Source organism: Jatrophihabitans sp. (genome assembly GCF_036388195.1).
GTDB lineage: Bacteria > Actinomycetota > Actinomycetes > Mycobacteriales > Jatrophihabitantaceae > Jatrophihabitans_A.
This window is the reverse complement of the sequence record NZ_DASVSG010000114.1, coordinates 1-14491: the sequence shown is the minus strand read 5'-3', so window position 1 is coordinate 14491 and position 14491 is coordinate 1. Positions and strand designations below refer to the sequence as shown.

The following is a 14491-nucleotide window of genomic DNA, read 5'->3' as shown; positions in this document are numbered from 1 at the left end:
CGTCGGTCCGCTCGGACGGCAGCTTGGCCAGCGAGCCGGCCAGCTCCCGCAACGCGCCGCTGACGGCGATGCCGAATACCCCCTGGCCGCCGCGCAGCAGGTCCACCACCTCTTCGGAGGAGGTGCACTCGTACACCGTGGTGCCGTCGGAGAGCAGGGTGATGCGGGCCAGGTCGTCCACCCCGCGCTCGCGCAGGATGTCGACCGCGAGCCGGATGTTCTGCAGCGAGACACCGGTGTCCAGCAGCCGCTTCACGACCTTGAGCACCAGGATGTCCTTGAACGAGTACAGCCGCTGGCTGCCCGAGCCCGCGGCAGAGCGGACCGAGGGCACTACCAACCCGGTGCGTGCCCAGTAGTCCAGCTGGCGGTAGGTAATGCCGGCCGCGGCGCAGGCGGTCGGGCCGCGGTAGCCGACCGAGTCGTCGGAGCCGATGCCGGGCGCGGAGAACAGCTCGCCCTGCTCCGGCGTGTGGTCCAACACATCGATCTCCTAGCTGCCGCGCACATCACTGCGATTGCCCGTACCGCCTCCGATTCGGCTGAACCAGGCGCGGCACCCATCGAATTGCACCGTGGGTATTTACCGAAGGTATGCCGCGGTGGCTGCACCGGTCAATGCGCCTCGCCGGATTGCGCACGAAAAAGTAACTGTCGAGTTCAGGTGCAGACTTCGCGCCGCGGTTCGGACAGGCTTCGGCAGCGTCAGGAGCTGCCGGGATGCGGTTCGTCGCCGCCCTCGGACCCGGCGAAGTCGTCGGCGGAGATGGTGTCGAGGAACTCCCGGAACCGCTCCACCTCGTCCTCGTCCTCCTCCGGGATCGCGATGCCGGCGGTGGCCAGCACGCTCTCGTCGCCGACGATCGGGGTCTCGGTGCGCAGCGCCAGCGCGATCGCGTCCGAGGGCCGGGCGCTGACGGTGGTGCCGTCGGCGAACTGCAGCTCGGCGTAGAAGACGTCGTCGCGCAGCTCGGTGATCGACACCTGCTTCAGCTCGCCGCCCAGCGCGCCGATCACGTCCCGCAGCAGGTCATGGGTCATCGGCCGCGGGGTCTGGACGCCCTGCTGCTCGAAGGCGATGGCCGAGGCCTCGACCGCGCCGATCCAGATCGGCAGGTACCGGGCGCCGTCGGCTTCCTTGAGCAACACCACCGGCTGGTTGGCGGGCAACTCCACTCGCACACCGACAACCTGTAGCGGATGAAGAGTCATCTCCTCAGCCCTCCCTCTGCTGTCGACGCGACGTGGACGCCAAACCCCTTTCAGCGTAGCCGTTGTTGCGTTCAGCCGACGATCTCACGGAGCCCAATCTGCACCAGAGCGGCGTGCAGCCGCACCGACAGCGCCGCCAGCTCGCGCACCGTCTCCTCGGCGCGGGCCCGGCCCTCGCCGCTGCGCTGCTTGGCCATCGGGCCCGCCACCTGGCCGAACAGCCCGACCTCGCGGTCAGCGGCGGACTTGAAGCCGCGCAGGTGCCGGCCCTCGATGCCGAACCGGGCCATCTCGGCCACCACCCGGGCGATCGCCAGCGCGTCGTCGTCGTAGTAGCCACCGGCCCGCTGGCTGATCAGGCCGTACTGCTCCAGCTCGGCCAGCTGCGCCGGGCGCAGGCCCGCGGTGTTGAGCAGCTCCTCGCGGCTGAGCCGCATCGCCGCGGCCGAGGACCGGAAGTGCTCGGGCGTCGGGGCGTTGTCGACGATCGTCGGATGCGCCGCGCGGGGCACCGAGCTGGCCGGCGCCGGGCCGTGGCCGTGCCCCCGGTCGATCGCCTCGAGCTGGTCCTTGATGACCCGCAGCGGCAGGTAGTGGTCGCGCTGCTGGCTCAGCACGTACTTCAGCCGGGCCACGTCCGAGCCGGAGAACTTGCGGTAGCCGGACGGGGTGCGGTCCGGCTGCACCAGGCCCTGGTCCTCCAGGAACCGGATCTTGGAGATGGTCACGTCCGGGAAGTCGGCGCGCAACTGGGACAGCACCTCGCCGATCGAGAGCGTTCCCCGGGACGGCAGGCTCGCGGCGTTCACGAACGGCCTCCGCCGCGGGGCAGCGAGGTCAGGTACACCAGCCGGAACTTGCCGATCTGCACCTCGTCGCCGCCGGCCAGGGTGGCCGAGTCGATGCGTTCCCGGTTGACGTAGGTGCCGTTCAGGCTGCCCACGTCATGGACGGTGAAGCCCGCGCCGTCGCGGCGGAACTCCACGTGCCGGCGGGAGACCGTGACGTCGTCGAGGAAGATGTCGCTGTCGGGATGCCGGCCGGCCGTCGTGATGTCCTGGTCGAGCAGGAAGCGGCTGCCGGCGTTCGGGCCGCGCTTGACCACCAGCAGCGCCGAGCCCGGCGCGAGGGCGTCGATGGCCCGCTGGTGGGCTTCGGGCGAGAACTCGTCGCTGTCGGCGCCGCCGACCGGGGAGAACCCGGCGGACAGGATCGAGGTCACGTCCGGGCCGCTCGGACGTCCGGGTGGTTGGTTGGCGCCGGCCAACGGAGTTCCGCACTGCGCGCAGTATCGGCTCTTGTCTGAATTCTCGGTGCCACACGCGGTGCAGAACACTGGCGCAAACGCCCTTTCTCTTCTGGTGCCGACCCAGCCGGCCTCAGCCACGGATTCGATCGCCCGGCCAGGCCAGCCTGGGAGATCGCCGATGCCGCGAGCCTAGTTCGCCCCGTGGCGAAGGGTCAACGCGAGGTGGAGGTTCACTCGGCGGTGACCTGGCCGTACGCCTCGGCGTCCAGCAGCGAATCGAGCACCGACAGGTCGGCGACCTCGATCTCGGCGATCCAGCCGGCGCCGTACGGGTCGGTGTTCAGCAGCTCGGGCTGGTCATCGAGCGCCTCGTTGCGGGCGACCACGGAGCCGGGGACCGGGGCATAGAGATCGGAGACGCTCTTGGTGGACTCGACCTCGCCGAAGGTGTCGCCGGACTCCACCGTGGAATCCATCCCGTGCACCGACACGAACACGATGTCGCCGAGGGAGCTCTGGGCGAAGTCGGTGATGCCGACCCGGACGGTATTGCCCTGGGTCACCTTCGCCCACTCGTGGTCGTTGGTGTAGCGCAGGTCGGGTGGGATCTCTGCCATGTCGGGGTCACCTCGTCAGCGAGAAGAGCGGAAGGAAGCCGGGTCGGTGCTGGTGCGCCCTCCGGGTGCGGGCGACCTTACCGCCTCTGCCCGGCAGGAGATCACTTGCCGGTCGGGGTGGCGTACTTCGGAGTCGGGATGGTTCTGGTGGCGGTGATGCTGAGCGAGGACTGCTCGGCGATGTGGACCTCGCCGCCGGCCGCGTGCACCGTGTTCACCACCCCGCCCTGGATGTTCAGCGCGGTGTCGAGGGTATTGGGGTCACCGATCGCCAGCACCTCGTAGGGCTCCTGCAGCAGCGTCGCGTCCAGCGAGATCCCGGAGCCCGAGTCGGTGAACGCGCTGGACGTGCCGATCCGGACCGGGCCGAACTGGATCACCTCCGCCCCGGCGCCGCGCAGCTCCTCCACCACGTCGAGCAGCTCCTCGGCCCGCAGCGCGTGCTGCGGGTCGGTGATGCTGATCCGGATCCCCGGCCCGTGCGCCGGCGCCGCGCCGGTCAGGACGGCCAGCGCGTCGGCCTGCCGCTGGGCCTCCTGGCGGGCCGCGGCGTTGTTGCTGCCGCTTTCGGACAGCCGCTGCTTGGCTGCCTGCAGGTCATCGATCTGGCCCTGCAGCCGTTCGATGCGGCTGTTCTGGTCGTCCAGGATCCGGACCAGGTCGGCCTCCCGGGCGCCGGCCAGCGCGTCGGTCTGGGAGTTGGAGCGGACCTGCACCGCCAGCGCGAAGCCGAGCATCGCCAGCAGGGCGCCGATCAGGGCGGTGGCGCGGTGGTTGCGGACCCAGCGGGGCCGGCGCGCGGAGCCGTTCCCGGCCGCTGGGGCGCCGTTCTCGGCCCCTTGGGCGCCGTTCCCGGCCGCCGGAGAGCCGTTCCCGGCCGCTGGGGCGCCGTTCTCGGCCGGCTGACCGGCCGGTGACTCGGGGATGGCAGCCATCTCAGGCCCGGAACAGGTGACGTCGGATGGCCGCGGCATTGCCGAAGATCCGGATGCCCAGCACCACCACCACCGCCGTGGACAGCTGGCCGCCGACCCCGAGCTTGTCCCCCATGAACACGATCAGCGCGGCGACCAGGACGTTGGAGACGAAGGAGACCACGAACACCTTGGCCACGAAGATGCCGTCGAGCCGGGCCCGGACGCCGCCGAAGACCGCGTCCAGCGCGGCGACCACCGCGATCGGCAGGTAGGGCTCCAGCCACAGCGGCACGGTGGGGCGGAACAGGATGCCCAGCAGCACGCCGATGACCAGGGCGATCGCGGCAATCATCGAGGGGACTCCGTAGCAGACGGGGACGGGCTGGGGCTGGCGGCAGATCCGGTCGCCGTCCCGGGGCCGGCCGTCCCCAGACCTGCATAGTGCGGCTCGGACACGGTAACCGACTGCAACCGCAGCCTCGACTTGCCGACGAACCGGAACGTGATCCCTTCCACAGCGGCCATGGTCTTGAGCTGCCGGGCGATGGGAGAGTCGGCGAAGGCCACCAGCAGGCCGTCCCGGTTCCCGATCGCCTCGATCGTGTACGGCGGGCTGATCGGCTGGAAGTCGACCAGCACGGACTCCCCCGCGAACCGGATGAACGAGGTGGCGGTCAGCCGCAGGTTGTTCACCGCCACCGCCTCCGCGCCCGCCGCCCACAGCTGGTTGACCACCGCCCGGATGTCGCGGTCGTGCAGCAGCGCCACCTGGTCCTGCGGGGTGGTACCGGGACGGCCGTTGGCCGCAGAGGTGGGCGGCGCCGGCTCGTCGAGCTGGATCTGCACCCCGGGGCCGGTCACCGGCAGCGAGCCCGACTCCAGCTCCATCCGCCTCAGCTCGTCGTCGTTGCCGGGCAGCTGGGCGTTGCGCAGGCCGGCCACCTCGCCGGCCAGCGTCTTGGCCCGGGCGTCCAGGGAGTTGCCGGCCGCCTGCAACCGCTCGATCCGGACGATCAGGTCCTTGCGGGCGGTCTCCCGGGTGGGGGCGGACCGGTGCTGTTGCTGGTAGGCCACCACCAGCAGCAGCCCGACCGCGACGCAGGCCAGCCACAGCACCGGCCCGTCCCACCACCGGCGGGCACGGGACGGCTGGGAGCCCTGCGCGGACTGGAAAGCCAGCCGGTAGCCGGGATCGAGGGGGTTGGCGAGCAGGTCGTCGAGGATGGCGGTGGTCCGGCTGACGGGGCCCGGCGGCGTCGGCGCGGCCACTCAGACCACCACCGGCAGCGTGCGGATCACCCGGCGGAACTGGAGCAGGTAGAGCCCGGCAGCCCACAGGTAGAGCCCGGTGCCCCAGATCGTGAACGCCCAGGCGATCGGCTTGGCGACGGCGCCCAGGGCACCCGGTTGCGAGCCGATCAGCAGCAGCGGGAAGGCGTACAGCAGGTTGAACGTCGCGGCCTTGCCCAGGTAGTGCACCGGCAGCCCGGTCAGCCCGCGCCGCCGCAGCGCCGGCAGGGTGCAGGCCAGCACCAGGTCCCGGCCGATCAGCAGCACCGCCAGCCAGAGCGGGATCACGTGCCGCAGCACCAGCCCGACCAGGGTGGCCAGGATGTAGAGCCGGTCGACGGCCGGGTCCAGCAGCGCCCCGAGCCGCGACATCTGGTTCAGCTTGCGGGCCAGCACCCCGTCCGCCCAGTCGGTGATCCCGCTGATCATCAGGATCGCCAGCGCCCAGCCGTCGGCGTGCGGCCCGAGCAGCAGCCACAGGAACAGCGGCACTCCGAGCAGCCTGGAGAAGCTCAGCAGGTTGGGCACCGTCAGCACCGCCGGCCCGGACGGAGCCGGGGCTCCGACGGCCGAGGGCTGCGAACTCACGCGCTCTGGCCTCCCGCCGAACCTCGGTCTCCACCGAACCGGTGCGACCAGCACGGCTGCGCGGGCATCTTCGCAGGTGCCTGCCACCATGCTGGCGCACAGCGATGTCGGGCTGACAGGATTTGAACCTGCGACCCCCTGACCCCCAGTCAGGTGCGCTACCAAGCTGCGCTACAGCCCGCTGTCGTTCCACCCGCGGCGCGGCGAACGAACCGCCGCAACTTTAGCGCACCTGGCTGGGCGGCCCCGCCAGCGCCGGGCGCTCAGCCGCGCTGCTGGCGCTCCCGGACCCGGACCGAGATCTCGATCGGGCTGCCCTCGAACTCGAAATCCTCCCGCAGCCGGCGCTCCAGGAACCGCCGGTAGCCGGCCTCCAGGAAGCCGGTGGTGAACAACACGAACCGGGGCGGCCGGGTGTCGGCCTGGGTGGCGAACAGCACCTTGGGATGCTTGCCGCCGCGTCCGGGCGGCGGGGTGGCGTTGACCACCTCGGTCAGCCAGCTGTTGAGCCGGCCGGTGGGGATCCGCCGGTCCCAGGACTCCAGCGACAGCCGCAGCGCCCCGGCCAGCTTGTCCACCGCCCGGCCGGTCTTGGCCGAGACGTTCACCCGGGGCGCCCACTGCACCCGCTGCAACTCCCAGTCGGCTTCCTTCTCCAGCTGCAGCCGCCGGTCCTCGTCCACCAGGTCCCACTTGTTGAACGCGATCACCAGGGCACGGCCGGCTTCCACCACCATCGAGATGACCCGCTGGTCCTGCTCCGACAGCACCTCCGAGGCGTCCAGCAGCACCACCGCCACCTCGGCCGACTCGATCGCGCTGGCCGTCCGCAGGCTGGCGTAGTACTCCATGCCGGAGGCGTTGGTGACCCGCCGGCGCAGGCCCGCGGTGTCGACGAACCGCCAGGTCTCCCCACCCAGCTCGAGCAGCGAGTCCACCGGGTCCACCGTGGTGCCGGCCACCGCGTCGACCACCGAGCGCTCCGAGCCGGTCAGCCGGTTCAGCAGGCTGGACTTGCCCACGTTCGGACGCCCGACCAGGGCCACCCGGCGGGGGCCGCCGACCGGCTCCCGTTCCGGCGGGGCGTCCGGCAGCTGCTCCAGGATCGCGTCGAGCAGGTCACCCGAGCCGCGCCCGTGCAGCCCGCTGACCGGGTACGGCTGGCCCAGGCCCAGCGACCAGGCCTCGGCCGCATCGGACTCGCCGCGCTCGTCGTCGACCTTGGTCACCGCCAGCACCACCGGCCGTCCGGCCCGGCGCAGCGTGCGGGCCACCACCAGGTCGGTCTCGGTGGCTCCGGTGCGGGAGTCGATCACGAACAGCACCAGGTCGGCGGTGACGACGGCCTGCTCGGCCTGCCGCGACACCATCGCCTGCAGCCCGGTGGCGTCAGGCTCCCAGCCGCCGGTGTCGACCAGGGTGAACTGCCGCCCACCCCAGTAGGCGTCGTAGGCGATCCGGTCCCGGGTCACCCCGGGAACGTCCTGCACGACCGCCTCGCGCCGTCCGAGGATGCGGTTCACCAGAGTGGACTTGCCCACGTTCGGACGGCCCACCACGGCCACCACCGGGGTGACCGGCAGCGCCTCGTCAGCCGTTGGATCGGCTTCGGTGTCGGTCTCGATGTGCGGCTCGGTCATGGCTCAGGCTCGATCTGCGGCGCTGATGGCCCGGAACGCCAGCTCGGCGAGCAGCTCGACGACCTCGTCGATGGCCAGGTCGGAGGTGTCGACCTCGGTCGCGCCGTCCGGCCGGCGCAGCGGGCTGGCCGCCCGGCTGGAGTCGAAGGCATCGCGCCGGCGCAGGGACTGGGCGATCCGGTCAACGTCGTCACTGTGGAGGCTGCCCAGCTCGCCGGCCCGCCGCCGGGCGCGGACGTCCTCGCGGGCGGTCAGGTAGACCTTCAGCTCGGCGTCGGGCCAGACCACCGAGCCGATGTCGCGGCCCTCGGCGACGGTCGGCGCGCGTCCGATGATCAGCCGTTGCTGGGCCACCAGCTGGGTACGCACGTCCGGGACGGCCGAGACCGCCGAGACCGCCGCGGTGGTCGCCGCCGTCCGGATCTCGCGCTCGACGTCCGTGCCGTTGAGGCGCGTGCTGCGGTGCTCGGGGTCGGTGCCCACATCGATCCGGCTGGTGGCCACCTCAGCCGCGACCGCGGCCGGGTCGTTCAGGTCGACGCCGGCCCGGAGCACCGCCACGGTGGCGGCCCGGTACATCGCGCCGGTGTCGAGGTACTGGGCGTGCAGCCGTCTGGCCAGCAGCCGGGCGACGGTCGATTTTCCGGTGCCCGAGGGCCCGTCGAGCGCAACCACTCCCCGAAACTCGGGAGCCTCGCTGAAATCGGTAGGCACGCCGGCTGATCCAGTCCTGGTCACGACAGATGTCTGGGCTGTCCGTCCGCCGGCCGCGCTCGGCGGGCGGACCGGCCCGACCGGAGGCCGGGCATTCCTAGAGTACGGGGTTCAGCTGGGTTCGCCTTCCAGCGTGCCGGGTGGCCGCTGGCGCGGGACGCTCTGGCTGGTTGCGGCTCTCGCCGGCCGGCTGTGGCTAATGCTGGCTGGTTGCGGCTAGCGCGGCAGGTCGGTGCGCAGCGCCGCGGCGCCGCCGAGATACACGTGCCGGATGTCGCCGCGTCCCAGGTCGGTGTCGAAATGGGCCAGCAGCCGCAGCGTCCGGGGCAGCGCGCCGGGGACCGCCATCTCGCTGGCGCACATCAGCGGCACGTCGGTCAGGCCGAGCTGCCGGGCGGCGTAGGCGGGGAACTCGGCCTGCAGGTCCGGCGTGGCCGTGAACAGGATCGAGATCAGCTGGTCGGGCTCGATGGAGTTGCGCGCCATCACCGCCTGAACCAGCTCCGAGGCGCCGTCCAGGATCGCCTGCCGCTCGTCGCGCTCCACCTGGATCGCGCCCCGCACCGCCCGAACGCTCACCGGCCCACCTTAGAGGCCGAGCAGCCGGTAGAGCTCGCCCAGCTCGGCGGCGGTCAGCTCGCGCACCGATCCGGGCCGCTGATCGGCCAGCCGGACCGGGCCGATCGCGGTCCGGACCAGCTTGTCGACCGGGTGCCCGACCGCGTCCAGCAGCCGCCGGACGATGTGGTTGCGGCCCACGTGCAGCGACACCTGGACCAGCGCCCGGCCCGCCGAGTAGCCGATCACCTGGAAGTCGTCGACCCGCACCGGGCCGTCGTCCAGCTCGATGCCGGCCTTGAGCCGGGCGGCCAGCGAGCGGTCCACCGGGCCCGGCACCTCGGCGATGTAGGTCTTGACCACCTCGTGGGAGGGATGGGCCAGCCGGTGCGCGAACTCGCCGTCGTTGGTGAGGATCAGCAGGCCCTCGGTCTCGGCGTCCAGCCTGCCGACGTGGAACAGCCGCTCCGGGTACCCGGCCACCAGGTCCCCGACGGTGGGCCGTCCGTGCGGGTCCGACATCGCGGTCAGCACGCCGCGCGGCTTGTTCATCGCCAGGTAGAGCTGGCCCGAGCGCAGGTTGATCCGCTTACCGTCCACCCGCACCACCGAGGTCTCCGGGTCGACCCGGGCGCCCAGCTCGGCCACCCCCCGGCCGTCGACGGTGACCCGGCCCTGCGCGATCAGCTGCTCGCACGCGCGCCTGGAGCCCACACCGGCGCTGGCCAGCACCTTCTGCAGCCGGATCCCCTCAGCGGGCTGGTCTGGGCTCATCGACGTCAGAGCTCGTCGAGGTCCAGGGAATCGAGCTCGGGCAGCAGCGGCGCCAGCGACGGCAGCTCCTCGACCGATGCGATGCCCATCTTCTCCAGGAACGTGCTGGTGGTGCGGTAGAGCCCGCCGCCGGTCTCCGGATCCAGGCCCACCTCGGTGATCAGCTCCCGGGCCAGCAGGGTGCGCACCACCCCGTCCACGTTCACGCCGCGGATCGCCGAGATCCGCGCCCGGGTCACCGGCTGCCGGTAGGCGATCACGGCCAGCGTCTCCAGCGCGGCCTGGCTGAGCTTGCTGCGCTGGCCATCGAGCAGGAACGCCTCCACGAGCGGGGCGTAGCGCTCCCGGGTGTAGAGCCGGAACCCGGTGGCGGCCGGGCGCAGCTGCCAGCCGGCGCCGCGCCGGTCCAGGTCAGCGGTGATCTCGGCCAGCGCCTCGGCCACCTCGGCGGCCGGCCGCTGCACCGCCGCGGCCAGCTGGGCCAGCTGCACCGGGCCGTCGGCGACGAACAGCAGCGCCTCCAGCGCGGCGCGCAGCACGGCGGGCTCGGTGAGGTCCAGCGACGGGGTCTGGGAATCCGGGTCGACCGAGGTGGGTGGCTCGTCCTGGGCCGAAGCCTGGTCGAGGGTTTCGGTGTCCTGCGGCTGCGCGGTGTCCTGCGGCTGCGCGGTGTCCTGCGGCGAACTCATCAGTCAGCCCTCGCTCTTCGCGCGAGCGCTCATCGCGACATTCGCTCCGCGCCTCGCTCGTACCTCGCTGCGATGCTCGCTCATCAGCCGTACTCCTCGTCCGGGTCCGCTGGATCGGCGCCAGCGCTCCGGCCGCCGCCGATCCAGCGCACCCGGAGCTCCGACAGCGCCTCGGCCTGGTCGAAGCTCACCGCGCCGTCGCGGTAGAGCTCCAGCAGTCCCAGGAACCGGGCCACCACCTCCAGCGTGGAGCCGCAGTCGGCCACCAGCGACCGGAACGTCGCCGAGCCGGTCCGGGCCAGCCGCTCGGCCATCGCCGCCATGTGCTCGCGGACGCTGACCCGCGGGGTGTGCAGGTGCTCCACCCCGACCACCGGCGCCGGCCGGGGCCGCAGCGCGCGGGCTGCGATCGCGGCGAACTGGTGCAGGTCCACGCCGATCCGCAGCTCCGGGCTGAGCGCGGCGAACCGGGGCTCGAGCTCGGCGATCCGGCCGTACCGGCGTCCGGCCTGCTTGGCCAGCGCGCCGAGGTGGGCGGCGGCGAGCTTGTAGGCGCGGTACTGCAGCAGCCGGGCGAACAGCAGGTCGCGCGCTTCCAGCAGCGCCAGGTCGTCCTCGTCCTCGACCTCGGCGGCCGGCAGCAGCCGGGCGGCCTTCAGGTCGAGCAGGGTCGCCGCCACCACCAGGAACTCGGTCGCCTGGCCCAGGTCGAAGTCCTCCCCGGCGGCCTTCAGGTAGCTGATGAAGTCATCGGTGACCTGGCTGAGCGCCACCTCGGTGACGTCGAGCTGCCGGCGGCTGATTAGGGCCAGCAACAGGTCGAACGGGCCCTCGAAGTTATCCAGCCGGACGTTGAAGCGCTGGCCGTTGCCGATCAGCGGCTCGGGCTCGGGCGGAAGCTCCCATTCCTCGGGCAGGTCCTCCAGCGCCAGCTCCTCGACGGCCAGCAGCTGGGCGCCTTCCGGCGGGGTTCGGATCACGGGCGGGAAAGAACCTCCATCGCCAGCTCCCGGTAGGCCACCGCGCCGTTGGAGGTGGGCGCCCAGGTGGTGATCGGCTCGCCGGCCACGGTCGTCTCCGGGAACCGGACCGTCCGGGTGATCACCGTGTCGAACACCTTGTCGCCGAACGCCTCCAGCACCCGGCTGTACACCTCGCGGCCGTGCAGGGTGCGCCCGTCGTACATGGTCGCCAGGATCCCCTCCAGCCGCAGGTTCGGGTTGAGCCGCTGCTGGACCTTGTCGATGGTGTCGATGAGCAGCGCGACCCCGCGCAGGCTGAAGAACTCGCATTCCAGCGGGATGATCACGCCGTTGGCCGCCGTCAGCGCGTTGACGGTCAAGAGCCCCAGCGAGGGCTGGCAGTCGATGAGCACGAAGTCGTAGTCGTTGAGCACCGGCGCCAGGGTGCGGGCCAGGGTCTGCTCGCGGGCCACCTCGTTGACCAGCTGCACCTCGGCGGCGGACAGGTCGATGTTGGACGGCAGCAGGTCCATGCCGGGCACGCCGGTCTTGAGCAGCACCTCGTCCAGGCCCACCGAGCGTTCCATCAGCAGGTTGTAGGTGGTGCGCTCCAACTGGTGCGGCTGGACGCCCAGCCCGACGCTCAGCGCGCCCTGCGGATCGAAGTCCACCAGCAGCACCCGGCGGCCGAACTCGGTCAGCGCCGCGCCGAGGTTGATGGTCGAGGTGGTCTTGCCGACGCCGCCCTTCTGGTTGCACAGCGCGATCACCCGGGCCGGGCCGTGCTGGCTCAGCGGCTCGGGCTGGACCAGCGGCCGGCGGCGGCGGGTGCGGGCCGGGTCGGCCGACTTCACAGCGTCGGCGGTCCCTTCGGACAGGACCGGCGCTTCGGACAGGGCGCCTTCGAGCCGGACCGGCGCTTCGGACGAGGTCTGGGGATCGGATCCGGACGGCATGCCCAGCGGCAGCTGCAGCGACTCGAACCCCGCCTCGTCGGCGGGTCCGCCCCCCGGCCTGTCGGACGTCGTCATAGAGAGTGCGCGCTCCTCGCAAGTGCCCCGCCGCGCCGCTGCGCAGCTTGCCTGACCCGTTCGGAGGTTACCCCACCACAGGGCCGGGTGACCGGCTCCGACCCACCCGCCGGAGCACGTCGGACGGCCCGTCCGGTCACGGCCTGGCCCGCGCGCGGGGGTGGGCCACGGCGTAGACCTCGCGGAGCTGGTCCACCGTGACCAGGGTGTAGATCTGGGTGGTGGTGACCGAGGCGTGACCCAGCAGCTCCTGCACGACCCGGACGTCGGCGCCGCCCTCCATCAGGTGGGTGGCGAAGGAGTGTCGCAGCGTGTGCGGCGAGATGTCGGTGCCCAGACCGGCCTTGTCGGCGGCGCTGCGCAGCACCGTCCAGGCGCTCTGCCTCGACAGCGGCCCGCCGCGGGAGTTCAGGAACACCTTCGGGGTGCCACGCCCCTGCCTGGCCAGCTCCGGGCGCACCCGGACCAGGTAGGCCGACAGCGCCTTGGCCGCGAACGAGCCCACCGGCACCAGCCGCTGCTTGCCGCCCTTGCCGCGCAGCAGGACGCCGCGGCCCGGCAGGTCCAGGTCGTCGACGTCCAGGCCGACCGCCTCGGAGATCCGCGCGCCGGTCCCGTACAGCAGCTCCAGCAGCGCCCGGTCGCGGATCGACAGCGGCGTCTGGTCGAAGCCGGCGGCATCCAGCAGCCGCTCGACCTCCTCGATCCCGATCGCCTTGGGCAGCCGGCGGGGCGGCGCCGGCGGCTTGATCTCGCGGGCCACGTCCGCGGCCAGCTGGCCGTCGGCATAGCCGAACCTGTGCAGGCCCCGGACCGCGACCACGGCTCGGGCCGCCGAGGCCGCCGACAGCGGCGGATGGTCGGCATCGCCTTCGCGCAGGGCGGCCAGGAAACCGCTCACCGTCGCTGGCTGGACGTCGGCCAGCGAGTCGATGCCATGGTCGGTGAGGTACTGCAGGTAACGGCGCAGGTCCCGGCGGTAGGAGCTGAGGGTGTTGGTCGACGACCCCCGCTCGACGGCCAGGTGGTCGAGGTAGCCGGTGACCGTCCGCGCCGCCGCGGTCGGCCGGCTCACCGCCGGCCGGTCGGAGAGGGCCTCGGCCGTCATTCAGCCGGCCGGGCGCGGTCGGGCCGGGCCGGCCAGGGGGCCTCGGCCGGCCGCAGCCCGGCCCAGCCGTCGGCCCGGGTCGCCCAGGCGGCCAGCACGCCGGCCACCGCGGTGGCATTGACCAGCTCGCCGGCCAGGGCCATCCGGACCAGCTCCTCGAGGGGATACCGCTCGACGGTCATGCTGCTCTCTTCGTCCTCGGTCGCGAACCGGTCCTGCTCGCCGATCTCGGTGAGCCCGCGGGCCAGGTACACCCGGATCGCCTCGTCGCTCATGCCCGAGGAGTTGTACATGTCCAGCAGCACCGCCCAGTCCGTCGCCGCCAGGGCCGCCTCCTCGTACAGCTCGCGGCGCGCGCCGGTCAGCGCGGACTCGCCGTCGACGTCGAGCAGGCCGGCCGGCAGCTCCAGCAGCTCATGGCCCACCGCGTGCCGGTACTGGCGGACCAGCACCGCGGTTCCGTCAGCATCCAGCGCCAGCACCGCCACCGCGCCGGGATGGACCACCACATCGCGGTCGGCCACCGAGCCGTCGGGCATCCGGACCGCGTCGGTCCGGACGTCGAACACCGATCCGGAGAACCGATGCTCGGAGGACACCACCTCGAAGCGGTGCCGCTCAGCGGTCATCCGGCGACCGGGCCGGAGCTGGCCAGCTCCGCCTCGATGTCCGGGATCTCCACCGGCAGCCGCTCCTGGTCGTTGTACTCCAGGGCAGCGGCGACCAGGGCGGAGAACAGCGGGTGCGGCCTGGTGGGGCGCGACTTGAGCTCCGGATGCGCCTGGGTGGCGACGAAGAACGGGTGCACCTCGCGCGGCAGCTCCACGAACTCGACCAGCCGGCCGTCCGGGGAGGTGCCCGAGATGACCAGCCCGGACGCGGCCAGCACCTCGCGGTAGGCGTTGTTGACCTCGTAGCGGTGCCGGTGCCGCTCGGTGACCTGGGTGGCGCCATAGGCGGTCGCCGCGATCGAGCCCGGCAGCAGCTCGGCGGGGTAGCTGCCCAGCCGCATGCTGCCGCCGAGGTCGGCGTTGCCGGCCACCACCTCGACCTGGTCGGGCATGGTCGCGATCACCGGGTCGGTGGTGTCGGGGGCGAACTCGGCGGAGTTGGCGCCGGGCAGCCCGGCCAGGTTGCGGGCC

At 72.3% G+C, this 14491-nt stretch carries 19 protein-coding genes and 1 tRNA gene; all 20 read right to left on the bottom strand.

What is annotated here, in order from left to right:
- The coding region (locus tag VF612_RS11770; RefSeq protein ID WP_408660043.1) for a MerR family transcriptional regulator at positions 1-484 on the bottom strand (484 nt) is incomplete at its 3' end.
- 221 nt (positions 485-705) lie between these two features.
- Positions 706-1212 carry a bifunctional nuclease family protein gene (locus VF612_RS11765; RefSeq protein WP_408660042.1) on the bottom strand — a complete coding sequence of 169 codons (507 nt, stop codon included), beginning with the start codon at positions 1210-1212 and terminating at the stop codon, positions 706-708.
- Between the two features lie 71 nt (positions 1213-1283).
- Positions 1284-2021: a MerR family transcriptional regulator gene (locus VF612_RS11760; RefSeq protein ID WP_408660041.1), complete on the bottom strand. Its 738-nt coding sequence runs from the start codon at positions 2019-2021 to the stop codon at positions 1284-1286.
- Positions 2018-2548, bottom strand: a complete 531-nt coding sequence (gene odhI, locus VF612_RS11755) for an oxoglutarate dehydrogenase inhibitor Odhl (RefSeq protein ID WP_408660040.1) — start codon at positions 2546-2548, stop codon at positions 2018-2020. The genes VF612_RS11760 and odhI overlap by 4 nt, the downstream gene beginning before the upstream one ends.
- 143 nt (positions 2549-2691) lie before the next feature.
- On the bottom strand, positions 2692-3078 hold the full coding sequence (gene gcvH, locus VF612_RS11750; protein ID WP_408660039.1) for a glycine cleavage system protein GcvH: 387 nt from the start codon (positions 3076-3078) through the stop codon (positions 2692-2694).
- Positions 3079-3179: 101 nt separating this feature from the next.
- The gene (locus VF612_RS11745) at positions 3180-4013 is read right to left on the bottom strand and encodes a DUF881 domain-containing protein (RefSeq protein WP_408660038.1); all 834 of its coding nucleotides are present in this window, start codon (positions 4011-4013) and stop codon (positions 3180-3182) included.
- Position 4014: 1 nt separating this feature from the next.
- Positions 4015-4347: a small basic family protein gene (locus tag VF612_RS11740; protein ID WP_408660037.1), complete on the bottom strand. Its 333-nt coding sequence runs from the start codon at positions 4345-4347 to the stop codon at positions 4015-4017.
- The gene (locus tag VF612_RS11735; protein WP_408660036.1) at positions 4344-5264 is read right to left on the bottom strand and encodes a DUF881 domain-containing protein; all 921 of its coding nucleotides are present in this window, start codon (positions 5262-5264) and stop codon (positions 4344-4346) included. Before VF612_RS11735 ends, VF612_RS11740 begins: the two co-directional genes overlap by 4 nt.
- Positions 5265-5873, bottom strand: coding sequence for a CDP-alcohol phosphatidyltransferase family protein (locus tag VF612_RS11730; protein WP_408660035.1), 609 nt, complete (start codon positions 5871-5873; stop codon positions 5265-5267).
- A 107-nt stretch (positions 5874-5980) separates the two neighbouring features.
- A tRNA-Pro gene (locus tag VF612_RS11725) sits at positions 5981-6054 on the bottom strand.
- A gap of 82 nt (positions 6055-6136) precedes the next feature.
- Positions 6137-7513, bottom strand: coding sequence for a ribosome biogenesis GTPase Der (der, locus tag VF612_RS11720; RefSeq protein WP_408660034.1), 1377 nt, complete (start codon positions 7511-7513; stop codon positions 6137-6139).
- 3 nt (positions 7514-7516) lie between these two features.
- The gene (cmk, locus tag VF612_RS11715) at positions 7517-8227 is read right to left on the bottom strand and encodes a (d)CMP kinase (RefSeq protein ID WP_408660033.1); all 711 of its coding nucleotides are present in this window, start codon (positions 8225-8227) and stop codon (positions 7517-7519) included.
- A gap of 216 nt (positions 8228-8443) precedes the next feature.
- Positions 8444-8806 carry a chorismate mutase gene (gene aroH, locus VF612_RS11710; RefSeq protein WP_408660032.1) on the bottom strand — a complete coding sequence of 121 codons (363 nt, stop codon included), beginning with the start codon at positions 8804-8806 and terminating at the stop codon, positions 8444-8446.
- A gap of 9 nt (positions 8807-8815) precedes the next feature.
- Complete coding sequence (locus tag VF612_RS11705) at positions 8816-9559, bottom strand: pseudouridine synthase (protein WP_408660031.1); 744 nt, start codon at positions 9557-9559, stop codon at positions 8816-8818.
- Positions 9560-9564: 5 nt separating this feature from the next.
- Positions 9565-10248, bottom strand: a complete 684-nt coding sequence (scpB, locus tag VF612_RS11700; protein WP_408660030.1) for an SMC-Scp complex subunit ScpB — start codon at positions 10246-10248, stop codon at positions 9565-9567.
- Positions 10249-10331: 83 nt separating this feature from the next.
- The gene (locus VF612_RS11695; RefSeq protein WP_408660029.1) at positions 10332-11228 is read right to left on the bottom strand and encodes a segregation and condensation protein A; all 897 of its coding nucleotides are present in this window, start codon (positions 11226-11228) and stop codon (positions 10332-10334) included.
- Positions 11225-12166: a ParA family protein gene (locus VF612_RS11690; RefSeq protein ID WP_408660044.1), complete on the bottom strand. Its 942-nt coding sequence runs from the start codon at positions 12164-12166 to the stop codon at positions 11225-11227. The genes VF612_RS11695 and VF612_RS11690 overlap by 4 nt, the downstream gene beginning before the upstream one ends.
- 211 nt (positions 12167-12377) lie before the next feature.
- A complete protein-coding gene (xerD, locus tag VF612_RS11685) occupies positions 12378-13349 on the bottom strand; it encodes a site-specific tyrosine recombinase XerD (RefSeq protein ID WP_408660028.1) in 972 nt (323 codons plus the stop codon).
- Positions 13346-13978 (bottom strand): NUDIX domain-containing protein, encoded by a 633-nt coding sequence (locus VF612_RS11680; RefSeq protein ID WP_408660027.1) that lies wholly within the window; start codon positions 13976-13978, stop codon positions 13346-13348. Before VF612_RS11680 ends, xerD begins: the two co-directional genes overlap by 4 nt.
- The coding region (locus VF612_RS11675) for a glutamine amidotransferase-related protein (protein WP_408660026.1) at positions 13975-14491 on the bottom strand (517 nt) is incomplete at its 5' end. The genes VF612_RS11675 and VF612_RS11680, both read right to left, overlap by 4 nt.

What these genes read in the sequence shown, in the direction of transcription:
- VF612_RS11745 (WP_408660038.1), bottom strand. Translation starts at nt 4,013, where the DNA reads ATGGCTGCCATCCCCGAGTCACCGGCCGGTCAGCCGGCCGAGAACGGC.
- gcvH (WP_408660039.1), bottom strand. Translation starts at nt 3,078, where the DNA reads ATGGCAGAGATCCCACCCGACCTGCGCTACACCAACGACCACGAGTGG.
- VF612_RS11680 (WP_408660027.1), bottom strand. Translation starts at nt 13,978, where the DNA reads ATGACCGCTGAGCGGCACCGCTTCGAGGTGGTGTCCTCCGAGCATCGG.
- xerD (WP_408660028.1), bottom strand. Translation starts at nt 13,349, where the DNA reads ATGACGGCCGAGGCCCTCTCCGACCGGCCGGCGGTGAGCCGGCCGACC.
- VF612_RS11740 (WP_408660037.1), bottom strand. Translation starts at nt 4,347, where the DNA reads ATGATTGCCGCGATCGCCCTGGTCATCGGCGTGCTGCTGGGCATCCTG.
- der (WP_408660034.1), bottom strand. Translation starts at nt 7,513, where the DNA reads ATGACCGAGCCGCACATCGAGACCGACACCGAAGCCGATCCAACGGCT.
- VF612_RS11705 (WP_408660031.1), bottom strand. Translation starts at nt 9,559, where the DNA reads ATGAGCCCAGACCAGCCCGCTGAGGGGATCCGGCTGCAGAAGGTGCTG.
- scpB (WP_408660030.1), bottom strand. Translation starts at nt 10,248, where the DNA reads ATGAGTTCGCCGCAGGACACCGCGCAGCCGCAGGACACCGCGCAGCCG.
- VF612_RS11765 (WP_408660042.1), bottom strand. Translation starts at nt 1,212, where the DNA reads ATGACTCTTCATCCGCTACAGGTTGTCGGTGTGCGAGTGGAGTTGCCC.
- VF612_RS11690 (WP_408660044.1), bottom strand. Translation starts at nt 12,166, where the DNA reads ATGCCGTCCGGATCCGATCCCCAGACCTCGTCCGAAGCGCCGGTCCGG.